Genomic DNA, 19,588 nt, shown 5'->3' with positions numbered 1-19,588 from the left:
CAGTGACGGACATCGCGACACGTACGCAGCAGATCCTCGAGCGCCTCGGGGCGGGTGACCCCTTCACCGCCGACGGTGACCTGGTCAGCAGGTCGCCGATCGACGGCAGCGAGCTCGGTCGGCTCCGCTCGCACACCGCCGACGAGGCGTCCGAGCTCATCGGCCGGGCCCAGCAGGCGTTCGAGCAGTGGCGGACCGTCCCGGCGCCGGTGCGTGGCCAGTACGTCCGTGAGCTCGGCAACCTCCTGCGTGAGCACAAGGACGATCTTGGCGCGCTCGTGTCCGTCGAGGCGGGCAAGATCGTCTCGGAGGGCCTCGGCGAGGTGCAGGAGATGATCGACATCTGCGACCTGGCCGTCGGCCTGTCGCGCCAGCTGCACGGCCTGACCATCGCCACGGAGCGTCCCGGTCACCGCATGATGGAGCAGTGGCACCCGCTGGGCGTCGTCGGCGTCATCTCGGCGTTCAACTTCCCGGTCGCGGTGTGGTCGTGGAACGCCGCTCTCGCCTTCGTCTGCGGCGACGCCGTGGTCTGGAAGCCGTCGGAGAAGACCCTGCTGACGGCGCTCGCCTGCCAGGCGCTCGCGGCCGAGGCCGGTCGACGCGCCGGCGTGCCGGAGGGTCTGTCGGCCGTCCTCGTGGGCGACCGCACGGTCGGCGAGGTGCTGGTCGACGACCCCCGCGTGCCGCTGGTCTCGGCCACCGGCTCGACCCGCATGGGCAAGGAGGTCGCGCCGCGCGTGGCCGCCCGGCTGGGGCGCTCGCTGCTCGAGCTCGGCGGCAACAACGCCGCGATCGTGGCCCCGTCGGCCGATCTCGAGCTCGCGGTGCGCGGCATCGTGTTCTCGGCCGTTGGCACGGCCGGCCAGCGGTGCACGTCGCTGCGCCGCGTGATCGTGCACGAGTCGATCAAGGACGACCTGGTCGCCCGGCTCAGGGCCGCGTACGAGACGCTCTCGATCGGCTCGCCGCTCGAGTCCTCGACGCTGGTCGGGCCGCTGATCGACGAGAGCGCGTACGCGGGCTTCGAGAAGGCCGTCGCCCAGGCGCAGGCCGACGGGGGCGAGCTCGTCACGGGCGGCACCCGGGCCGAGGTCGACGGCGACGGGTTCTACGTCCGTCCCGCGATCGTCGACATGCCCAAGCAGACCGAGATCGTCAAGGCCGAGACCTTCGCGCCGCTGCTGTACGTCCTGACGTACACCGATCTCGACGAGGCCATGCGTCTGCACAACGAGGTCGCCCAGGGTCTGTCGTCGGCGATCTTCACCCTCGACGTCCGTGAGGCCGAGACGTTCATGTCCGTCGTCGGCTCGGACTGCGGCATCGCCAACGTCAACATCGGCACCTCGGGCGCCGAGATCGGCGGTGCGTTCGGCGGCGAGAAGGAGACCGGCGGCGGTCGCGAGTCCGGATCGGACGCCTGGCGCAACTACATGCGTCGCGCGACCAACACGGTGAACTACTCGACCGAGCTGCCGCTGGCCCAGGGCGTGGAGTTCGGGTGAGCGACGCGCAGGACCGGGTGACTCCGACGGCGCTGCGCGCGAGGTTCGCACGCAGCCTGTCGGAGCTCTACGGCTCCGAGGTGCCCGCGTACACGACGCTCGTCGAGGTGTCGGAGCAGGTCAATGCCGACGTCATGGCCTCGCGCGACGACGCCGAGCGCCTCGGCTCGATCGAGCGCGTGACGGCCGAGCGTCACGGGGCCATCCGGCTCGGGACGGCCGAGGAGATGGCGCAGGTTGCCCGCATCTTCGGCGCGTGCGGCATGTATCCGGTCGGGTTCTACGACCTGCGCGAGGCGAGCCCGCCGATCCCGGTCGTCTCGACCGCGTTCCGCCCGCTCGACCGTGCGGAGCTGGCGGCCAACCCGTTCCGGGTGTTCACCTCGCTGCTCGTGGTCGACGACCGGCGCTTCTTCGACGACGACCTGGAGGCCGAGCTGCGGACCTTCCTGGCCGAGCGCACCCTGTTCCCCGACGAGCTGCTGCAGCTGGCCGACCGTGCCGAGACCGAGGCCGGGCTGTCACCGACCGACGCGGATCGTTTCATCGAGCTGGCCACCGCGGCGTTCGAGCTGTCGCCCGAGCCGGTCGACCGAGCCTGGTACGCGCGGCTCGAGGCCGTCTCGAGCGTCGCGGCCGACATCGGGGGCGTCGCCTCGACCCACATCAACCACCTCACCCCGCGCGTGCTGGACATCGACGCGCTCTACGCGCGCATGACCGATCGCGGGATCGAGATGATCGATCGGATCCAGGGGCCTCCCCGCACCGACAAGCCCGACGTCCTGCTGCGGCAGACGTCATTTCGTGCGCTGGCCGAGCCGCGGACGTTCCGCGACGCCGACGGGTCGCTGTCGACCGGCGAGCTGCGGGTCCGGTTCGGCGAGGTCGAGGCACGGGGCGTCGCCCTGACGCCCAAGGGGCGCGATCTCTACGACAGTCAGGGCATCGACGCGTTCCCGGCGACGGACGAGGAGCTGGACGCGCGCGACCTGGCCTACTTCGTGCGCGACCCGAGCGGCGCGCTGGCGCCGATCGTGTACGAGGACTTCCTGCCCAAGTCGGCGGCCGGCATCTTCGCCTCCAACCTCACGAGCGACGGCAGCGTGGACGCGACGCGCGAGGGCGCGGCTCGTGACGCGGGCTGGCTCCAGGCCGTCCTCGGCCGTGAGCTCCACGACCCGTACGCGCTCTACGACGCGGAGCGCGCCGCGGGAGCGGTAGGCTAGCACCAGATCGCGGGGGAGAGCTGGTCGCGGGGCTCCGGTGGCAGCCGCTCGGCCTGCCCGAGGAGGAGCCGGCGAGCGGTCCATGCCGTGGCGGCCGCGTCGAGCACGTCGTCGACCGCGACGCCCCGGCGTGCGTGTGCCTCGACGGCCAGACCGTGGTCGGCCAGCAGCCGTCGTCGGTGCGCCTCGCCGGCCGCGGTCGTCTTGCCGTCCACCAGGACCGCGCCGTTCATCGCCGCGAAGCAGACCTCCGGGTGCGCCTCGACGACCGGCATCGTCGGCCGGGTCGTCAGCCACTCGTGGACGTCGCGGATCTTCGGCACGAGGTACCAGGTCTGCTTGCTGAGCCCCAGGCCGAGCGCGGCCCGGTTCGCGCTGTTCGCGGCGTGGTAGTCCGGCTGGTCGAGCACCGCCCGGGCCGGGGCGTTGAAGACCGTCGATGCGCGGCCCGGCAGCTGTCGCCGGGCCAGCTTCTCCGCCGTACGTGGCTCGGCTGTCGGCAGGCCGATCGGGATGTCGATCGCGACGGCGGCGACGTCGCCGGCCGCGGCCACGAGCTCGGCAATCGTCGGCGCGACCACGACCTCGGTGGCGTCCTCGTCCCACCGGACGCCCACCCATCCGAGCCTGCATCCGTCCACCCCGAGCACCGCCATGAGGACGATCCTGCCAGTGGATTCTGTCGGTGGCCGGGCGGACAGTGGGTCCATGAGCAAAGACATACAGATCACCTATGACTGTGCCGACCCCGCGGCCCTCGCCGCGTTCTGGGCCGAGGCGCTGGACTACGAGCTGCAGCCCCCGCCCGGAGGTTTCGAGACCTGGGAGGCAGCCCTCGCCGCGCTGGGGGTGCCGGAGAGCGAGTGGAACAGCCGGAGCGCGATCGTGCCTGCGGACGACGACGGCCCACGGCTGTTCTTCCAGCGGGTGCCCGAGGGCAAGGCGGCCAAGAACCGCGTCCACCTCGACGTGCGCGTCGCACCCGGGCTCGCGGGGGACGAACGGATGGCGGCGCTGGAGACCGAGGCCGAGCGCCTCGGCGCCCTGGGTGCGACCCGGGCCTACCGAATCGATCCCAGCCCGTCCATGGAGGCCGGGTTCATCACGATGCACGACCCGGAGGGCAACGAGTTCTGCCTCGATTGACGTGGGGCGGCGAGCCGGGGCCGGCCTGTCACCCCCGCACGGCACAATGGACGGGTGAGCCTCTACCGCGACACCGGCATCGTGCTGCGGGTCCACAAGCTGGGTGAAGCCGATCGCATCATCACGCTGCTGACCCGCGAGCGCGGTCTCGTGCGCGCCGTCGCCAAAGGTGTGCGCAAGACCACGTCGCGCTTCGGCGGTCGGCTCGAGCCGTTCATGCACGTCGACCTGCAGCTGGCCGAGGGGCGCTCGCTCGACATCATCACGCAGGCCGAGACGATCAACGCCTTCGCCCGCGACCTGGGCTCGGACTACGCCGCGTACACCGCGGGCACCGCGATGCTCGAGACCGCTGAGCGGCTCGTGCAGGAGGACGGCGAGCCCGCCGTCGCCCAGCTCCAGCTGCTCACCGGAGCGCTGCGCGCGCTCACCGAGCACCGCATGACCCCGGGCCTGATCCTCGACTCCTATCAGCTGCGTGCGCTGTCGATCGCGGGCTACGCGCCGACGTTCGACGGCTGCGCCCGCTGCGGCGAGGAGGGCCCCCACCGCAACTTCCACGCGGCGTCCGGCGGCATGCTGTGCGACGCCTGCCGGGTCACCGGCTCGGCCGCGCCGTCGCCGTTCACCGTCACGCTCCTCGCGGGCCTGCTGAGCGGCGACTGGGCCACGGTCGGCACGTCCGACGACCGGTCCCGGCGCGAGGCCAGCAGCATCATCAACGCCTATCTGTCCTGGCACCTCGAGCGCGGCCTGCGCTCGTTGAGCCACGTGGACCGGTGAAGCGGGAGGTCCGCCGGCCCGTGCCGCACCCCTCGGGTGCCACGCCGCCGAGCATCCCGATCGAGCAGGTGCCGCGTCACGTCGCGATCGTCATGGACGGCAACGGGCGCTGGGCCAAGCAGCGTGGCCTGCCACGCACCGCAGGTCACGAGATGGGCGAGGCCGCACTGTTCGACGTCGTGGAGGGTGCGATCGAGATCGGCGTCAAGGCGATCTCCGCCTACGCATTCTCCACCGAGAACTGGAAGCGCTCGCCCGACGAGGTCCGCTTCCTGATGGGCTTCAACCGCGACGTCATCCGCCGTCGCCGCGACGAGATGCACGAGCTCGGCGTCCGCGTGCGGTGGGCCGGTCGGCGTCCGCGCCTGTGGCGCAGCGTCATCAAGGAGCTGGAGACCGCGGAGGAGCTCACCCGCGACAATGACGTCCTGACGCTGACGATGTGCGTCAACTACGGCGGACGCGCCGAGATCGCCGATGCCGCCGCCGCCCTCGCCCGTGACGTCGCGGCCGGCCGGGTCAACCCCGACAAGATCGACGAGAAGGTGTTCGCCCGCTATCTCGACGAGCCCGACATGGAGGACGTCGACCTGTTCTGGCGCACGTCGGGGGAGCAGCGCACCAGCAACTTCCTGCTGTGGCAGTCCGCGTACGCCGAGATGGTGTTCAGCGACATCGCCTGGCCCGACGTCGACCGCCGCGCCCTCTGGACCGCGATCGAGGAGTACGCCGCCCGCAACCGCCGCTACGGCAGCGCCTGACCCGCCGCGGTTTCCCAGGAGAACCTGGGAAACTGTCACCTCACCCCTGTTGCAACGAGGGTGACGTGGCGGCAAAGGGGGATCTCCTGGGAATCAGCGGCGCCGGGCCCTACGGCCGCGCCTGGGCGATCGCAGCAGACCAGGTGCTCGAGCCGTCGAGGACGTCCGCGATCGTGGCCCGGAAGCCGGGGCACCGGGTCATGTCGTGGGCCTCGCACTCTAATGCGTGCACTGCCATGGCGCGCGAGCGGCGCATCTCCTCCATCCGGCGGTCGAGATCGGCGAGGTGCTCCTGCAGCACCGTGTGACGCCTCGACCCGTGATCGTCGGCGAGCAGCACGCCGATCTGGTCAAGGGTCATCCCGGCCGCCTTGGAGCGCAGGATCACGGCGATGCGCACGAGGTCGTCGTCGCCGTACAACCGGCGGTCCGCGCCGTCGCGGGCCGGTGCCAGCAGGCCTTTGTCCTCCCAGTGCCGCAGCACGTGGGTCTCCAGCCCGAACCGGGCCGCGGTGTCGCCGATCGATCGAAGGCTTGACTTCATGTTGACATGAACTCACAGAGTGGGGGCTCAGGCAACCACCAAGGAGAACCACCATGCTCGACACCATCGTCATCGGCGGCGGACCGGCCGGTCTGCAGTCCGCCCTCACGCTCGGCCGCATGCACCGGGACGTGCTGGTGCTCGACTCCGGCAGCTATCGCAACGGCACGGTCGAGCACATGCAGAACGTCATCACCCACGACGGCCGCGATCCCGACGAGCTGCGGCTCCTGGCCCGGAAGGACCTCGCGGCGTACAGGACGGTCGAGCTCCGCGAGGCGTCTGCTGACATCGTGCGCCAGGCCGAGGACGGTTTCGAGGTCGTCGTGGGTGACGAGGTCCTGGCGAGCAGGACGATCATCCTGGCGACCGGCGTGCGCGACACGCTCCCGGACGTCCCCGGGGTCGCCGAGGCGTGGGGCCGGGAGATCGCGTCCTGCCCGTTCTGCCACGGGCACGAGCTCGCGGCAGGTCGCGTCGCGCTGCTCGGCGCCGGGCAGCAGAGCGCACACCTGGCCTCGCTGCTGGCGGGGCTCGGTGGAGAGCTCGTCGTGCTGGCGGACGGCGAGGTGCCGGACGACGACGTCGCCGCGAGGCTCGAGGCGCTCGCCGTCGACGTCAGCCCGGAGAATGTGCAGCAGGTCGAGCGCGTCGACGGTGGCCTGCTGGTGCACCTCGACGGGGGCGAGGCCCTCGCCGTGCGCGGCATGTTCGTTGCCACCCGGATCAGCCAGTCGGCCCCCTTCGGCGAGCAGCTCGGCCTCGACCTGCTGCCGTCCGGGTGCATCGAGGTCGATGCGATGGGTCGTACGAGCCTCGCGGGGGTCCTCGCAGCGGGCGACCTGGCCCACGTCTCCGCCCTGCCCGGGCCCATGCCATCGGTCGCGGGCGCCATCTCCGCAGGACTCACAGCCGCCGCCGTCTGCCACATGGAGCTGGCCCAGCGTGGTTGACGCGCGGGGGGAGGAGAACCCCGGAACCCGCCACGTCACCCCTGTTGCAACGAGGGTGACGTGCCGGGAAAGGGGGATCTCCTGGGAATCAGCGGCGGCGCAGCAGCCGGGACAGGGCAGCGAGTCGCTGTTAGCCTCTGCGCATGAGACGCGTGATGGTGAGCGTCCTCGGGGTGCTGCTGCTGGTCAGCGCGTGCGGGTCGTCGGGCGGCGGCAGCGACGAGGACAACGGCGAAGGTGGCAAGAAGGTGTCGTACGAGTCGGTCAAGTCCTCGGTCGATGACCTGACGGCGAAGATCCTCCCGGCACTTGCCTCGGGCTTGGACGGAGAGTTCCCACTCGTCCGCGGAAAGTTCACCGAGTGCGGCGTCGGGCCCAACAACCAGAAGTACTCGGTGCGCGGGGAGCTGCACTCGCAGGTCGACGACAATGCCGAGGCGGCGGAGAGCATCCGTGCCGTGCTGACCGATGCCGGTCTCGACGTCGAGATCACCGATGACCAGACGGTCAAGGGCACGATCGACGGGACGGATGTCGTCGTGCTGTCGAGCAGCGGGCGATCGGTGGGCGGGGTCATGATCCGGTCGTTCAGCCTCGATTCGGAGTGCCAGTGGTACTCCGAAGGCGATGCGGAAGCGATGCGGGAGATCGCTCCCAATGAGTACGGAAGCCCCGTGACCGGAGCCTCCTGAACCCTCGACCGTTGGCCTGACAGGCTGTTACGGTCAGCGCATGAGACGCGCCGACGAAGGCGTCCTCGGGGGCGAACCGCTCTTCCGGGTCCTGCGCGAGCAGCACCCGGATGTCGATCTGGTGATCCTGCCTCCGGTGGACGCCGCCCAGCCCGAACAGTCCCTTGCCGCAGCACCGGACGTCGCCACGACCGTCCGCGCCGCCCGGGCGGCGCTGGACGGCTTGCTCGAGGCGATCGGCCACCCGGACCCCGACGCCCGGCACGAGGCATGGCGCTTCGAGAACTCGGCGTTCGTCCGCACATTTGTCGTCCGCGCCTCGCTGCGGGGTCTGCCCGAGGGCGAGGCCGTCCCGCTCCTGCGCCGCATCGGTGACACCCTCCTGGCCCAGGGCTGGGACGCCCGCGCGGTCGTGGACCGACCGGCAGAGCTGCTTGCCAGCGATGGACGTCATCTGCTCGACGCCGAGGTCGCCGCAGGATCGATCGACCTCCGGCTGGAGTCGATGAGCCTTGCCGCCGCGCCGGAGACGATCGACGCCGTCACGGAGACGCTGCGATGAGCTTCGTCGTGTGGACCGCTGCGCTGACCCGGGCAGCCGCGGGCTGGGACGATCAGGCCGAGGCGCTGTCGCAGGCGCAGTCCAGCCTCAACAAGGTCGACCCCGAGCTGCTGGGCAGCCGTGTGTCGAGCGCCGCGACGGCGTTCCTCGAGACCTGGCGCACGGAGATCAAGGACCGGGTGGCCACGGCCGAGGCTCACGCAGACGCCCTGCGCACGAGTGTGGGCAGCTACCAGCAGGCGGACGACAGGGCCGTCCAGGACCTGCAACGGCTGCTGCCGTGGGACGACCGTGGTGTCGAGCCCGGGCCGCTCCCGCCGGTCCTCGCGCCCAGGACCCTGCCCGGCGTGGCGATGCCGCAATGACCGTCCACATCCCTGACCAGGTCGCCGTCATCCCCGAGATGGAGGTCGACCAAGGTGCCAAGGCGGTCACCGACCAGCTGCGCGCCACAGCGACCAAGACGGCGGACGTCGGCTCCTGGTCCGCTGAGAACGGCGCTCCCGATGGCTGGTCCGGCGATGCGGCCGAGGCGGCCAACCACGCCATGACGACCTTCAGCACGGCGGTCGACGCCGTCACGGCGGCGTTCACGACGGTCGCGGCCGCCTGTGACGCGTACGTCTCGCAGCTCGCCGTCCTGGCTGGTCAACGGCTCGACATGATGGAGACCCGGTCCGGAATCAACATCGACATCCAGACCTTGGTCGATCTCGTGAACTCCTCCGACGTCGAGGACGAGCCCGAGCTCCAGGTGCGGGCCGACGCGCTCAAGGCCCGCGTGACCCGGCTCGACGAGCGGCGGATCGCGTGGGAGGCGCGGGTCAAGGCGAACGAGGACAAGCTCGTCGCGGCGTTCCGCTCGGCCGACACCGTGGGCGAGGGACGTGCACTCAGCACCAGCTCCGACCGGCCCGACGTGGACGCCCTCAACCGCGAGCTCGAGCAGAAGAACGGCGACCCGAAGGCGATCAATGCGTGGTGGATGGCGCTGACGCCCGCCGAGCGCGAGGCGCTGAAGATCGACAATCCCGATGCCGTCGGCAACACCGACGGCATCCCCGTGGATGACCGTGACGAGGCCAACCGGGCGTCCATGACGCGCGACATCGATCGGCTCCACGGGCTGGACAAGGAGCGCGAGCTCACGCCGGAGGAGCAGCAGCTGCTCAAGAACGCCGAGGCCGCGCGTGACGCGCTCGACGCCGGAGCGACCGTCACCGATCCGTCCACGGGGCTGCCGGTCGACAGCAATCTCATCCTCTACCAGCCCGAGGCGATCCACGGCGATGGTGCCGCAGCAGTCGCCTACGGCAACCCCGACACGGCCGACAACACCTCGGTCGTCGTGCCAGGCATCATGAACACGATGGCATCGCTCGGCGCCAACGGAGAGAGCGCCCTCGACCTGTTTGCCCAGGCGAACAAGGCCGATCCTGGTGCGTCGAACGCCACGATCGCCTGGATCGGCTACGACTCGCCCGACTTCGACATGAGTCAGGCCAAGGATCCGGTCAACGCGATCGACATGGCGATGGTGAGCAACGAGGAGTTCGCCGAGGCGGGCGGCAAGCGGCTCTCGGCCTTCGTCGACGGTCTGCGGGCGTCCGACACCGGCGACCAGTCGCACCTGACCGTGATCGGGCACAGCTACGGCTCCACCACGGTGGCGCACGCCGCCCACGACGGCCTCGCGGCCGACGACCTCGTGCTGCTCGGCAGCCCAGGCGCGGGAGGCGACGCCCACGACGTGAGCGATCTCAACATGGGCGAGGGGCACGTCTACGTCGGTTCGCGCGACGAGGACTTCGTCACGTGGCTCGGCGGCGACACCCGTCTGGGTCTGGGGGAGGACCCGTCCCAGTCCTCGTTCGGCGCAGACCGCATCGACGTCGGCAACGGTGAGAGCTTCCACGCCGAGGACATCGGTGGGCAGGGGCTCAACAACCACACCTCGTACTTCGACCCGGGCAGCGAGTCCCTCGAGAACATCGCCGACATCACGGTCGGCAACGATCCGGAGACGATCGACGGTCGCGACCAGCCGGCGCGCGACTACCTGACCGACTACGCCAAGGACGAGGGGATCTATTACGGCAACCAGGTGTACGACAAGTACGTCGACCCGGTGGTCGACGGGGCCCGCGACGCCATCGACACCGCGAGCGACGTCCTGGAGAACACCGGCCGACTGCTGAGCCCGCCCATGCCGTCGTTCGGGGGCATGTTCGGCTGAGTGACGGGTGGGGAGCTCTTCCGCCGACGGGCATGTCGCCCGACAGCGATAGGCTGGGCCATATGCGCATCGCCAGATTTGCCGGGGACGACGATCCTCGTTTCGGAGTCATCGGGGACGACAACGGAGTCCCCACCATCGCTGTCCTGAACGGCGATCCGCTCTACGCCGGGCTCAACCTCAGCGGTCAGAAGATCCCGCTGGCGGATGTCCGCCTGCTCGCGCCGGTCATCCCGCGCAGCAAGGTCGTGTGTGTGGGCAAGAACTACGCCAAGCACGCCGCGGAGATGGGCGGGGAGGTGCCCGAGGAGCCGCTGATCTTCCTCAAGCCCAACACGAGCGTCATCGGCCCGGGCGACCCCATCTTCTACCCCGAGCAGAGCAGCAACGTGCACTTCGAGGGTGAGCTCGCGGTCGTCATCGGCCGCATCTGCAAGGACGTGTCCGTCGAGGACGCGCCCAAGGTGATCTTCGGCTACACCGTCGCCAACGACGTCACGGCCCGCGACCTGCAGGCCAAGGACGGCCAGTGGGCGCGCGCCAAGGGCTTCGACACGTTCTGCCCGCTCGGCCCCTGGATCGAGACCGACTTCGATCCCTCGAACGTCCGCGTGACGACCGAGCTCGGCGGCGAGCTCAAGCAGGACGGGCGTACGTCGGACATGGTCTTCACCGTGCCCGACGTCATCGCGTACGTGTCGTCGTTCATGACGCTCCTGCCCGGCGACGTGATCCTCACCGGCACCCCTGACGGTGTCGGTCCCATGGAGGTCGGCGACTCGGTCAGCGTGTCGATCGAAGGCCTCGGAACTCTGACGAACTCGGTGGTGTCCCGCAATGACTGACCTGACCAGCACGACCGGCACGCGACCGGTCGTCGCCCGCTTCTGCCCGTCCCCGACCGGCAACCCGCACGTCGGCATGGCCCGCACGGCCCTGTTCAGCTGGGCGTTCGCCCGCCACCACGGTGGGAAGTTCGTCTTCCGCATCGAGGACACCGACACCTCACGCGACAACGAGGAGTCTTACCACCTGCTCGTCGAGGTCATGAAGTGGCTGGGGCTGGACTGGGACGAGGGACCCGAGGTCGGGGGACCGCACGGACCGTACCGCCAGTCCGAGCGCATGGACATCTACGCCGACGTGGCCCAGCGCCTGCTCGACGCGGGCTTCGCCTACAAGGCGTACGACACCGCCGAGGAGCTCGAGCAGCGCCGCAACGCGGCCAGGGCGGCCGGCAAGCCCAGCGGCTACGACGGTCTGCACCGCGACCTCACGCCCGAGCAGCAGGCCGCGTACGAGGCGGAGGGGCGCGAGCCGGTCATCCGGTTCAAGATGCCCGAGCGCACGTACACGTTCACCGACCTCGTGCGCGGTGAGATCACCTTCGACTCGGCCAACGTGCAGGACTACGTCCTCGTGCGGGCCAACGGACAACCGCTGTACACGCTGACCAACCCCACCGACGACGCGATGATGGGCATCACCCACGTGCTGCGCGGCGAGGACCTGCTGAGCTCGACGCCGCGCCAGATCGCGCTGTACGAGGCGTTCGCGGAGATCGGCGTGGGGGGCGGCTTCACCCCCGAGTTCGGCCACCTGCCGTTCGTGATGGGGGAGGGCAACCGCAAGCTGTCCAAGCGCGATCCCGAGTCCAATCTGCTCGACTACAAGCCCAAGGGCTTCCTGCCCGAGGGTCTGCTCAACTACATGGCGTTGCTCGGCTGGTCGATCGCCGAGGACCGCGACGTGTTCTCGCTCGAGGAGATGGTGGAGGCCTTCGAGATCGGACGGGTCAACCCCAACCCCGCTCGGTTCGACATCAAGAAGGCCGAGGCGATCAACGGATCGCACGTACGGCTGCTGACCGACGAGCAGCTGCGCGAGCGCCTCACGCCGTACTTCCAGGAGGCCGGCCTGATCGACGAGACGCCCACGGTGTCCCAGATGGGCACCCTCGCGGCAGCGACGCCGCTCGTCCACGAGCGGATCACCCTGCTGACCGAGGCCGTCGACATGCTGCGCTTCCTGTTCGTCTCCGACGACGAGTTCGTGGTCGATGCGGCGGACGCGGCCAAGAACCTCGACGCGTCCGGTCTCGAGGTCGTCCGGGCGGCTCGTGACGCGCTCGACGCGATCCCCGGGGCCGCGGAATGGACGACCGGCACGATCGAGGGGGCCCTCCGCGCGACCCTCATCGACGGCATGGGGCTCAAGCCGCGGCTCGCATTCGGCCCGGTTCGCGTTGCGGTGACGGGAAGCCGCATCTCCCCGCCGCTGTTCGAGTCGCTCGAGCTGCTGGGTCACCGCAAGACCATCGCGCGCCTCGATGCGGCCTTGGGGTGAGCCCGGTTTGAGTGCCGGGAGGTGCGTCAGGTAAAGTTTGACCTCGGTTCGGACAGCGTCCGAAACCGGTGGGATATGGTGTAATTGGCAACACAGCGGTTTCTGGTACCGCCATTCTAGGTTCGAGTCCTAGTATCCCAGCGACACCCTCCGAACAGCTCGAACAAGGGCTTTGGTAGGGTTTCATCCGGTCGAGAGACCAACTCCATGGCCCCGTTGTGTAGCGGCCTAGCACGTCGCCCTCTCAAGGCGGTAGCGCGGGTTCGAATCCCGTCGGGGCTACCATGGAAAAAAACCCCCTGACCTGCGGAAACGCGGGTCAGGGGGTTTTCCGTGTCCGGGGGCGATGATCAGGGCAGGGCGGCGAGGGTTCGTACGGCGTCCGGGCTCGCGTCGAGCGCGGTCACCACGCGAGCGATGCGCGAGGTGTCGTCGGACCCCACCAGTCGCTCGAGCTTCGCGACGACGTCGTCCGCCGACATCGGGAAGTGGTCGACGTCCCCGATCGGGTTGGGCACGCCGAGGCTGATCGCGGTGCCGTCGTGAAGCGTGATCGTCACCTCCGCCGGGCGTCGGTGGGGGAGCAGGGCGTCGAGGGCCGGGCTCGCCGTGACCTCGACGCGTGCACTCAGCTCCTGTGCCGCGAGGAACGTCGCACTGCCCGGGTCGAGCGTCGTCGCATCGATCGTGGGGCTGACGACCGCGGCAGCCACGACGAACGGCAGCGAGAACATCGCGCCGAGCCTGGACGTGGGATCGCGGACGAACAGGGGCTCGGCAAGTGAGTGGGTGCGCACCGTGACGTGGGCGACCTGGTCGGCAGCCACGCCGTACGAGGACCTGAGTGCCTGGACTGCGTCCACCGCGGCGTGGGTGTAGGAGCACGACGCGTGCTGCTTGGTGTAGCCCTCGGTCGTCAGCCACTCGTGCCCCAGTCCATCGATCAGGACGGTCGGGTCGAGCGAACCGACGATGTCGCCGAGGGAGTGCTGGGCTCTGCCGGCGTTGTCGACCAGTCCGGCCAGGCTGAGGCGGGCTGCATCGAGACCGGCCCGGTTCGCCCCCGCGATCCACAGGTTCCGGCTGAAGCCGCCGCTCAGCACGACGGCCCACGGAGTGACCTGGACGAGTGAGGTCGAGGCGTCGATCGCGGCCGCGGTCTGGGCGGTGGTGGCGCCGAGGATGAGTGAGGCCGCACAGGCTGCGCCGGCCGCACCCCAGTGCCCGTGGGGGTGCCAACGGGGATCGCGCGTCACGGCGCGACCGAAGCGTGCGGCGACCTCATAGCCCGCGGCGATCGCGTCGAGCAGCTGTCGGCCGGTCACGGGACGATCAGCGAGTCGGGCGGCCGCGATCGCCGCGAAGACGACATGGGCGGCGGGGTGCCCTGCAGCGTGCTTGTTGCCCTCGTCGAGCTCGAGGCAGCAGGCGGCGATCGCATCGAGGTGGGCCACGGTCTCGGCCGAGCCGGACAGCATGGATCCGGTCGTGGTGTGCGGACCGTCCTCGGCGCGCCACGCTGCCGCGAGCGCCCGGAGCTCGGGCGTCCTGTGGCCCGCGAGAGTGACGCCCAGGAGGTCGGTCAGCATGACCTCGATCCGGTCGCGGACATGAGACGGTACGCCCCCGCGGCGACATCGACTCGCCAGCTCTGCCAGCCTCTCGGTGGCTGCTTGCTGTTCCGCCAAGCGAAACATAAGATCCGTAGACACAGTCAATGACGCTACGTGGCGCGGTGGGGATCGTCAATCCTCGATCAGCGGACTGGCCAGTGATGAGAAGTATGACGGCGAGATCAGGGGTTCCCTTAGGCGTTGACGGCCGTTAGAGTGAGCCGGGACATCTGTTCCTCTGAGCGAAACGAGCGTCTCTGTGAGTGACCAGCCGATGCCGTTGTCCGGTGTCCGAGTGCTTGATGTGTCCACGATCCTTGCGGGGCCGCTGTGCTGTCAGATCCTCGGTGACTTCGGCGCGGACGTGGTCAAGATCGAGCATCCCGTCCACGGCGACAACATGCGCGGACATGGTGCGAGCAAGGACGGCGTCCCGCTGTGGTGGAAGGAGATCAGCCGCAACAAGCGAGCCGTCGCGCTCGATCTCAAGGCGCCCGGCGGGGCCGAGGTCTTCCGGCGCCTCGCCGGCGAGGTGGACATCGTGGTCGAGAACTTCCGGCCCGGAACGCTCGAGCGGTGGGGACTGGGCCCAGACGTCCTGCTCGCCGACAACCCCGGGCTCGTCCTGGCCCGGCTGACCGGATTCGGCCAGACCGGCCCCTACGCGGGCCGTCCCGGCTTCGGCACGCTGGCCGAGGCGATGAGCGGCTTCGCGGACGCCACCGGAGAGGCGGACGGCCCGCCCACGCTGCCCGCCTTCGGTCTCGCCGACAGCATCTGCGGGATCGCCGCGTCGTCGGCGGTCATGATGGCGCTGCGTCACCGTGACAGCACCGGCAAGGGCCAGGTGGTCGACCTCAGCATCCTCGAGCCGATCATGACCGCGGTCGGTCCCGCGCCCACCTACTACCAGCAGCTGGGCACGATCGCGCAGCGCCACGGGAACCGCTCGACCAACAACGCACCGCGCAACACCTACCGGACCGCGGACGGGGCCTGGGTCGCGGTGTCGACGAGCGCGCAGCGGATCGCCGAGCGCGTCCTGACCCTCGTGGGGCACCCCGAGGTCATCGAGGAGGACTGGTTCGCCACCGGGAGTGGTCGCGCGGAGCACGTCGAGCTCCTCGACGCGTACGTCGGTGACTGGATCGCCCAGCGTGACCGTACGGAGGTCCTGGACGTGTTCGAGAAGGCAGGAGCCGCGATCGCGCCGGTGTACGACGCTCGCGACATCACGCAAGATCCCCACATCAAGGAGACCCAGATGCTGCTCGAGGTCGACGACCCCGACGTCGGTCCACTGCTGCAGCACAACGTGATGTGGCGGATGAGCGAGAGCCCGGGCAGCATCCGGTTCACCGGTCGCGCGCTGGGCCAGGACACGCACGAGGTGCTCCGGGAATCGGGCTACAGCGACTCCGAGATCGCCGAGCTCACCACTGCAGGGGTCGTCCGATGAGCGACGCACTCCTCGATGCGGTCCTGGGTGGGGTCGACGTGGTCGACCTGGGACGACAGCTCCGCGTCGGCATGCCGCAGTCGCCCAACCACCCCCAGTTCTGGCACACCCTGCCCCGGCGGCACGGCGACATGATCCGCGCCGACGGCGGCAGCGCCGCGAACGACATGATCACGACCGGGACGCACGTCGGCACCCACATCGATGCACTGGCACACGTGTCCCACGACGGCGAGATGTTCGGCGGCGTCGATGCGATGGCTGCGGGCGTGGGCGGCAAGTACGACGAGCTCGGCGTGCACACGATCGCGCCGATGATGCGGCGTGGCGTCCTGCTCGACGTCCCGGCGGTGCTGGGCGTCGACGTGTGCGAGGGCGGCTACGAGGTCACCGTCGCCGACCTGGAGTCGGCGGCCGAGCACGCGGGCGTCGAGGTGGGTGAGGGGGACGTGGTCCTCATCCGCAGCGGCTGGGGGAGCCTGTTCGCCGACGGTGCTCCCTACGTGGGCGGGCCCAGCGGCGTGCCGGGCATTGGCGAGGCCGGTGCGCAGTGGCTCGCGGAGCGGCGCGTCCACGCGGCCGGTGCCGACACGATCGCGTTCGAGCGGCTCGCCCCCGGCGGCGGCCACGCCCTGCTGCCGGCGCACCGAGTGCTGCTCGTCGAGAGCGGCATCTACATCATCGAGGCGCTCGACCTTGAGCAGCTGGCGGCACGGCGCCGGTACGAGTTCACGTTCGTGCTCATCCCGCTCAACATCTACGGAGCCACCGGCTCGCCGGTGCGTCCTCTCGCGGTGACGCCGGCATGAGCGGCCCCACGCTGGCCGAGCAGATCGCCGCATTCGCGGTCGCGACGACCTACGACTCGCTGCCCGCCGACGTCGTGGAGAGCGTCGGGATGCGCGTCCTGGACACGCTCGGGATCGCTGTCGCCGCCGCCGACCTCGACACCAGCCGTGCGGCCCGGTCGTGGGCGCGCGACCAGGCAGGCGGCGGCCCGGCCTCGGCGGTCGGCGTCGCGGAGCCGTTGCCGGCCAACCTGGCCGCGTTCGTCAACGGGGTGCTCGCGCACTCGCTCGACTACGACGACACCCACCTCCCGTCGGTCCTGCACCCGAGCGCGACCGTCGTCCCCGCGGCCCTCGCCGCAGCCCAGGCCCACGGGGCGGACGGTCGCGCGCTCGTGCGAGGCATCGCGATCGGCCTCGAGGTCTGCGTCCGTCTCGGCATGGCGGGCTACGACACCAGGACGAAGAACTCGACCTTCTTCGAGAACGGTCAGCACGCCACCTCCATCTGCGGCGCGATGGGCGGGGCCGTCGCGGCAGCCGTGATCGGCGGAGCCTCGGCCAAGGCGATCACCGACACGATGGGCGTCGCGGCGTCGATGGCGTCGGGCATCATCGAGGCCAACCGCACGGGCGGCACGGTGAAACGCATCCACTGCGGCTGGGCGGCCCATGCGGCGATCTCCGCCGCGAGCCTCGTCGAGTACGGCATCACCGGACCCCCGACGGTGCTCGAGGGTCGGTTCGGGTTCTTCCAGTCCTGGCTGCACGGCAACTACGATCCGGCCCAGGTCAGCGCCGACCTCGGCACGGCCTGGTCCGTGCCGGGGATCTTCGTCAAGCCCTATCCGGCCAACCACTTCACGCACGCGGCGGTCGACGCTGCTGCAGCGCTGCGCGCCGCGGGAGTCACCCCGGACGCCGTCCGGCGCCTGACCCTGGGCGTGCCCGCCCCGAACCTGCGGACGATCGGCGAGCCGATCGAGGTCAAGCGGGCACCGGAGACCGGCTACATGGCCCAGTTCAGCGGGCCGTACGCAGTCGCGGTGGGCCTGCTCGGCGGTCACGGACTCGGAGCCGGGCTGGAGGACTACACCGATGCGCTCGCGCAGGATCCGGCACGCCGCGCCCTCATGGCGAAGGTCGACGTGGTCGCCGACGCGCAGTGCACCGAGATCTTCCCCCACCAGTTCCCCGCGGTCCTGACGGCCGAGCTCGACGACGGGCGCGTCCTGGTGGAGAAGGTGCTGACCACCCGCGGTGGGCCCGATCGACCGTTGTCGTTCGATGAGATCGTCGCCAAGTTCGCGACCAATGCAGGACGTCAGCTCGACGACGCGGCGGTCTCCACCCTGGCCGACCTCTGTCGAGACCTGGCCGGAGCATCCACGATGGACGCGCTCCTTCGACCCCTCACCGCGATCGACGCGTGACCACCCGACCTCGCACGGTGCGACCGCCCGTGTCCTGCTCCCCGACCGAAGGAAGTTCCCATGCCTGAATTCGATCTGCTGATCACCAACGCCCAGGTCGTCCGGCCCGGCCACGAGGCGCCCGAGCGTCTTGACGTCGCGATCAAGGACGGCCGCTTCGCCGCACTCGAGGCCGATCTGGACCCGGCCCGTGCCACGGAGGTGCTCGATGCGGGGGGCAAGCACCTGTTCCCGGGTGCGGTCGACGTCCACCAGCACTGGGGCATCTACAACGAGCTGGGGGAGGACGCCGCGAGCGAGAGCCAGGCGTCAGCCCAGGGTGGTGTCACGTCGGGAATCACCTACATGCGCACGGGCGCCTACTACCTCAACCGCTCGGGCCCCTACCGGGAGATCTTCCCCGACGTGCTCGCCGCCACCGACAGCCGCGCGTACATCGACTACGGCTTCCACATCGCGCCCATCCTGGCCGAGCACATCGACGAGATCCCGTACCTCATCGAATCCGGCGTCCCCTCGTTCAAGGTGTTCATGTTCTACGGCAGCCACGGACTGCACGGACGCTCGAGCGACCAGGGGTCGTTCCTGATGCTCCCCGAGGACGAGTCGTACGACATCGCGCACTTCGAGTTCATCATGCGCGGCCTGCAGAAGGCGCGTGAGGACGGGCGCTTCTCCGCCGATCGTGACCACATCTCGCTGTCGCTGCACTGCGAGACCGCCGAGATCATGCGTGCCTACACCAAGCTGGTCGAGGCGGACGGCACGCTGAGCGGGCTGGAGGCGTACAGCGCCTCGCGCCCGCCGCACTCCGAGGGCCTCGCGATCACGATCGCGTCGTATCTCGCGCACGAGACCGAGCTGCCCAACATCAACCTGCTGCACCTGACCTCCCGCAAGGCGATCGAGGCCGCGATGATGATGCAGGCGACGTTCCCGCACATCGACTTCCGCCGCGAGGTCACGGTGGGCCACCTGCTCGCCGACTTCAACACCGCCAACCTGGGCGGCAAGGTCAACCCGCCGCTGCGCTCGCGCGAGGACGTCGAGGCCTTGTGGGACCACGTCCTGGCCGGCAACTTCTCGTGGGTCACGTCCGACCACGCGTGCTGCAAGGACGAGACGAAGTTCGGCGAGCCCCGTGACGACGTGTTCGTGGCCAAGTCCGGCTTCGGCGGCACCGAGTACCTGCTGCCCGGCATGATCTCCGAGGGACGCAAGCGCGGACTGTCGTACAACGCGATCGCCGAGCTCACCGCCCGCAACCCCGCGGACCGCTTCGGCCTGGCCAACAAGGGTGACCTCAAGGTCGGGTACGACGCGGACTTCAGCCTGGTGGACGACGACGTGGAGTACGTCGTCCGCGCCGCGGACTCGGTGTCCACGCAGGAGTACACGCCGTTCGAGGGCTTCGAGCTGACGGCCAAGGTCACCGACACCTATCTGCGCGGCGAGGCGGTGTGGGCAGACGGCGCGATCGTCGGTGAGCCGCGCGGCACGTTCCAGCGCCGCTCCGGCAGCTGAGGGCTGACCGG

General features: G+C 70.0%; 19 protein-coding genes and 2 tRNA genes. 18 read left to right on the top strand and 3 right to left on the bottom strand.

Translation table 11 applies throughout. From position 1 onward, the window contains the following. Positions 1–2 precede the first annotated feature (2 nt). Positions 3–1,508 carry an aldehyde dehydrogenase family protein gene (locus GEV27_RS12690; RefSeq protein ID WP_309222224.1) on the top strand — a complete coding sequence of 502 codons (1,506 nt, stop codon included), beginning with the start codon at positions 3–5 and terminating at the stop codon, positions 1,506–1,508. Beyond that, positions 1,505–2,737: a VOC family protein gene (locus GEV27_RS12685; RefSeq protein ID WP_309222223.1), complete on the top strand. Its 1,233-nt coding sequence runs from the start codon at positions 1,505–1,507 to the stop codon at positions 2,735–2,737. The genes GEV27_RS12690 and GEV27_RS12685 overlap by 4 nt, the downstream gene beginning before the upstream one ends. On the opposite strand, the gene GEV27_RS12680 is transcribed toward GEV27_RS12685, so the two are convergent. Continuing rightward, positions 2,734–3,393 (bottom strand): DUF429 domain-containing protein, encoded by a 660-nt coding sequence (locus GEV27_RS12680; protein ID WP_194944198.1) that lies wholly within the window; start codon positions 3,391–3,393, stop codon positions 2,734–2,736. The two genes, GEV27_RS12685 and GEV27_RS12680, sit on opposite strands and share 4 nt — an antisense overlap. 52 nt (positions 3,394–3,445) lie before the next feature. Between GEV27_RS12680 and GEV27_RS12675 the strand changes: the two genes are divergently transcribed. From GEV27_RS12675 to GEV27_RS12665, 3 genes are read left to right on the top strand one after another with little or no spacing between them, the layout of a single operon-like run. Continuing rightward, a complete protein-coding gene (locus GEV27_RS12675; protein WP_153934533.1) occupies positions 3,446–3,883 on the top strand; it encodes a VOC family protein in 438 nt (145 codons plus the stop codon). A gap of 54 nt (positions 3,884–3,937) precedes the next feature. Continuing rightward, positions 3,938–4,666, top strand: coding sequence for a DNA repair protein RecO (recO, locus tag GEV27_RS12670; protein ID WP_309222222.1), 729 nt, complete (start codon positions 3,938–3,940; stop codon positions 4,664–4,666). Continuing rightward, positions 4,663–5,427, top strand: coding sequence for an isoprenyl transferase (locus tag GEV27_RS12665; protein ID WP_153652179.1), 765 nt, complete (start codon positions 4,663–4,665; stop codon positions 5,425–5,427). Before recO ends, GEV27_RS12665 begins: the two co-directional genes overlap by 4 nt. Positions 5,428–5,536: 109 nt before the next feature. Here GEV27_RS12665 and GEV27_RS12660 read toward each other — a convergent pair whose 3' ends face one another. Continuing rightward, on the bottom strand, positions 5,537–5,971 hold the full coding sequence (locus GEV27_RS12660; RefSeq protein WP_153934531.1) for a MerR family transcriptional regulator: 435 nt from the start codon (positions 5,969–5,971) through the stop codon (positions 5,537–5,539). 53 nt (positions 5,972–6,024) lie between these two features. On the opposite strand from GEV27_RS12660, the gene GEV27_RS12655 reads away from it, so the two are divergent. The 9 genes from GEV27_RS12655 to GEV27_RS12615 all read left to right on the top strand — a co-directional run bounded on the left by GEV27_RS12655 (position 6,025) and on the right by GEV27_RS12615 (position 13,045). Beyond that, positions 6,025–6,924 (top strand): NAD(P)/FAD-dependent oxidoreductase, encoded by a 900-nt coding sequence (locus GEV27_RS12655; RefSeq protein ID WP_153934529.1) that lies wholly within the window; start codon positions 6,025–6,027, stop codon positions 6,922–6,924. 143 nt (positions 6,925–7,067) lie between these two features. Beyond that, positions 7,068–7,616: a hypothetical protein gene (locus GEV27_RS12650; RefSeq protein WP_153934527.1), complete on the top strand. Its 549-nt coding sequence runs from the start codon at positions 7,068–7,070 to the stop codon at positions 7,614–7,616. Between the two features lie 40 nt (positions 7,617–7,656). Then, positions 7,657–8,178, top strand: a complete 522-nt coding sequence (locus GEV27_RS12645; protein ID WP_153652183.1) for a hypothetical protein — start codon at positions 7,657–7,659, stop codon at positions 8,176–8,178. Next, a complete protein-coding gene (locus GEV27_RS12640; protein WP_153652184.1) occupies positions 8,175–8,543 on the top strand; it encodes a WXG100 family type VII secretion target in 369 nt (122 codons plus the stop codon). The genes GEV27_RS12645 and GEV27_RS12640 overlap by 4 nt, the downstream gene beginning before the upstream one ends. Continuing rightward, the gene (locus GEV27_RS12635; RefSeq protein WP_153911599.1) at positions 8,540–10,414 is read left to right on the top strand and encodes an alpha/beta hydrolase; all 1,875 of its coding nucleotides are present in this window, start codon (positions 8,540–8,542) and stop codon (positions 10,412–10,414) included. The genes GEV27_RS12640 and GEV27_RS12635 overlap by 4 nt, the downstream gene beginning before the upstream one ends. A 62-nt stretch (positions 10,415–10,476) precedes the next feature. Next, positions 10,477–11,259 (top strand): fumarylacetoacetate hydrolase family protein, encoded by a 783-nt coding sequence (locus GEV27_RS12630; RefSeq protein WP_153652186.1) that lies wholly within the window; start codon positions 10,477–10,479, stop codon positions 11,257–11,259. Continuing rightward, complete coding sequence (gene gltX / locus GEV27_RS12625; protein ID WP_153934525.1) at positions 11,252–12,760, top strand: glutamate--tRNA ligase; 1,509 nt, start codon at positions 11,252–11,254, stop codon at positions 12,758–12,760. The genes GEV27_RS12630 and gltX overlap by 8 nt, the downstream gene beginning before the upstream one ends. 69 nt (positions 12,761–12,829) lie before the next feature. Further along, a tRNA-Gln gene (locus GEV27_RS12620) sits at positions 12,830–12,901 on the top strand. A gap of 68 nt (positions 12,902–12,969) precedes the next feature. Beyond that, positions 12,970–13,045 (top strand) — tRNA-Glu (locus GEV27_RS12615). A gap of 65 nt (positions 13,046–13,110) precedes the next feature. Here GEV27_RS12615 and GEV27_RS12610 read toward each other — a convergent pair. Then, a complete protein-coding gene (locus GEV27_RS12610; protein WP_153934523.1) occupies positions 13,111–14,457 on the bottom strand; it encodes an MmgE/PrpD family protein in 1,347 nt (448 codons plus the stop codon). Between the two features lie 175 nt (positions 14,458–14,632). Here GEV27_RS12610 and GEV27_RS12605 point away from each other — a divergent pair, with 175 nt between their 5' ends. The 4 genes from GEV27_RS12605 to GEV27_RS12590 are packed head-to-tail and all read left to right on the top strand — an operon-like array spanning position 14,633 to position 19,577. Next, positions 14,633–15,832 (top strand): CoA transferase, encoded by a 1,200-nt coding sequence (locus GEV27_RS12605; protein ID WP_309222221.1) that lies wholly within the window; start codon positions 14,633–14,635, stop codon positions 15,830–15,832. Next, positions 15,829–16,641, top strand: coding sequence for a cyclase family protein (locus tag GEV27_RS12600; protein ID WP_153934521.1), 813 nt, complete (start codon positions 15,829–15,831; stop codon positions 16,639–16,641). Before GEV27_RS12605 ends, GEV27_RS12600 begins: the two co-directional genes overlap by 4 nt. Next, positions 16,638–18,053 carry an MmgE/PrpD family protein gene (locus GEV27_RS12595; RefSeq protein WP_153934519.1) on the top strand — a complete coding sequence of 472 codons (1,416 nt, stop codon included), beginning with the start codon at positions 16,638–16,640 and terminating at the stop codon, positions 18,051–18,053. The genes GEV27_RS12600 and GEV27_RS12595 overlap by 4 nt, the downstream gene beginning before the upstream one ends. A gap of 60 nt (positions 18,054–18,113) precedes the next feature. Continuing rightward, on the top strand, positions 18,114–19,577 hold the full coding sequence (locus tag GEV27_RS12590) for a dihydroorotase family protein (protein WP_153934517.1): 1,464 nt from the start codon (positions 18,114–18,116) through the stop codon (positions 19,575–19,577). Positions 19,578–19,588 lie beyond the last annotated feature (11 nt).

Source organism: Aeromicrobium sp. S22 (genome assembly GCF_009661045.1).
GTDB classification, from domain to species: Bacteria; Actinomycetota; Actinomycetes; order Propionibacteriales; family Nocardioidaceae; genus Aeromicrobium; species Aeromicrobium yanjiei.
This window is presented reverse-complemented; position numbering and strand designations above follow the sequence as displayed.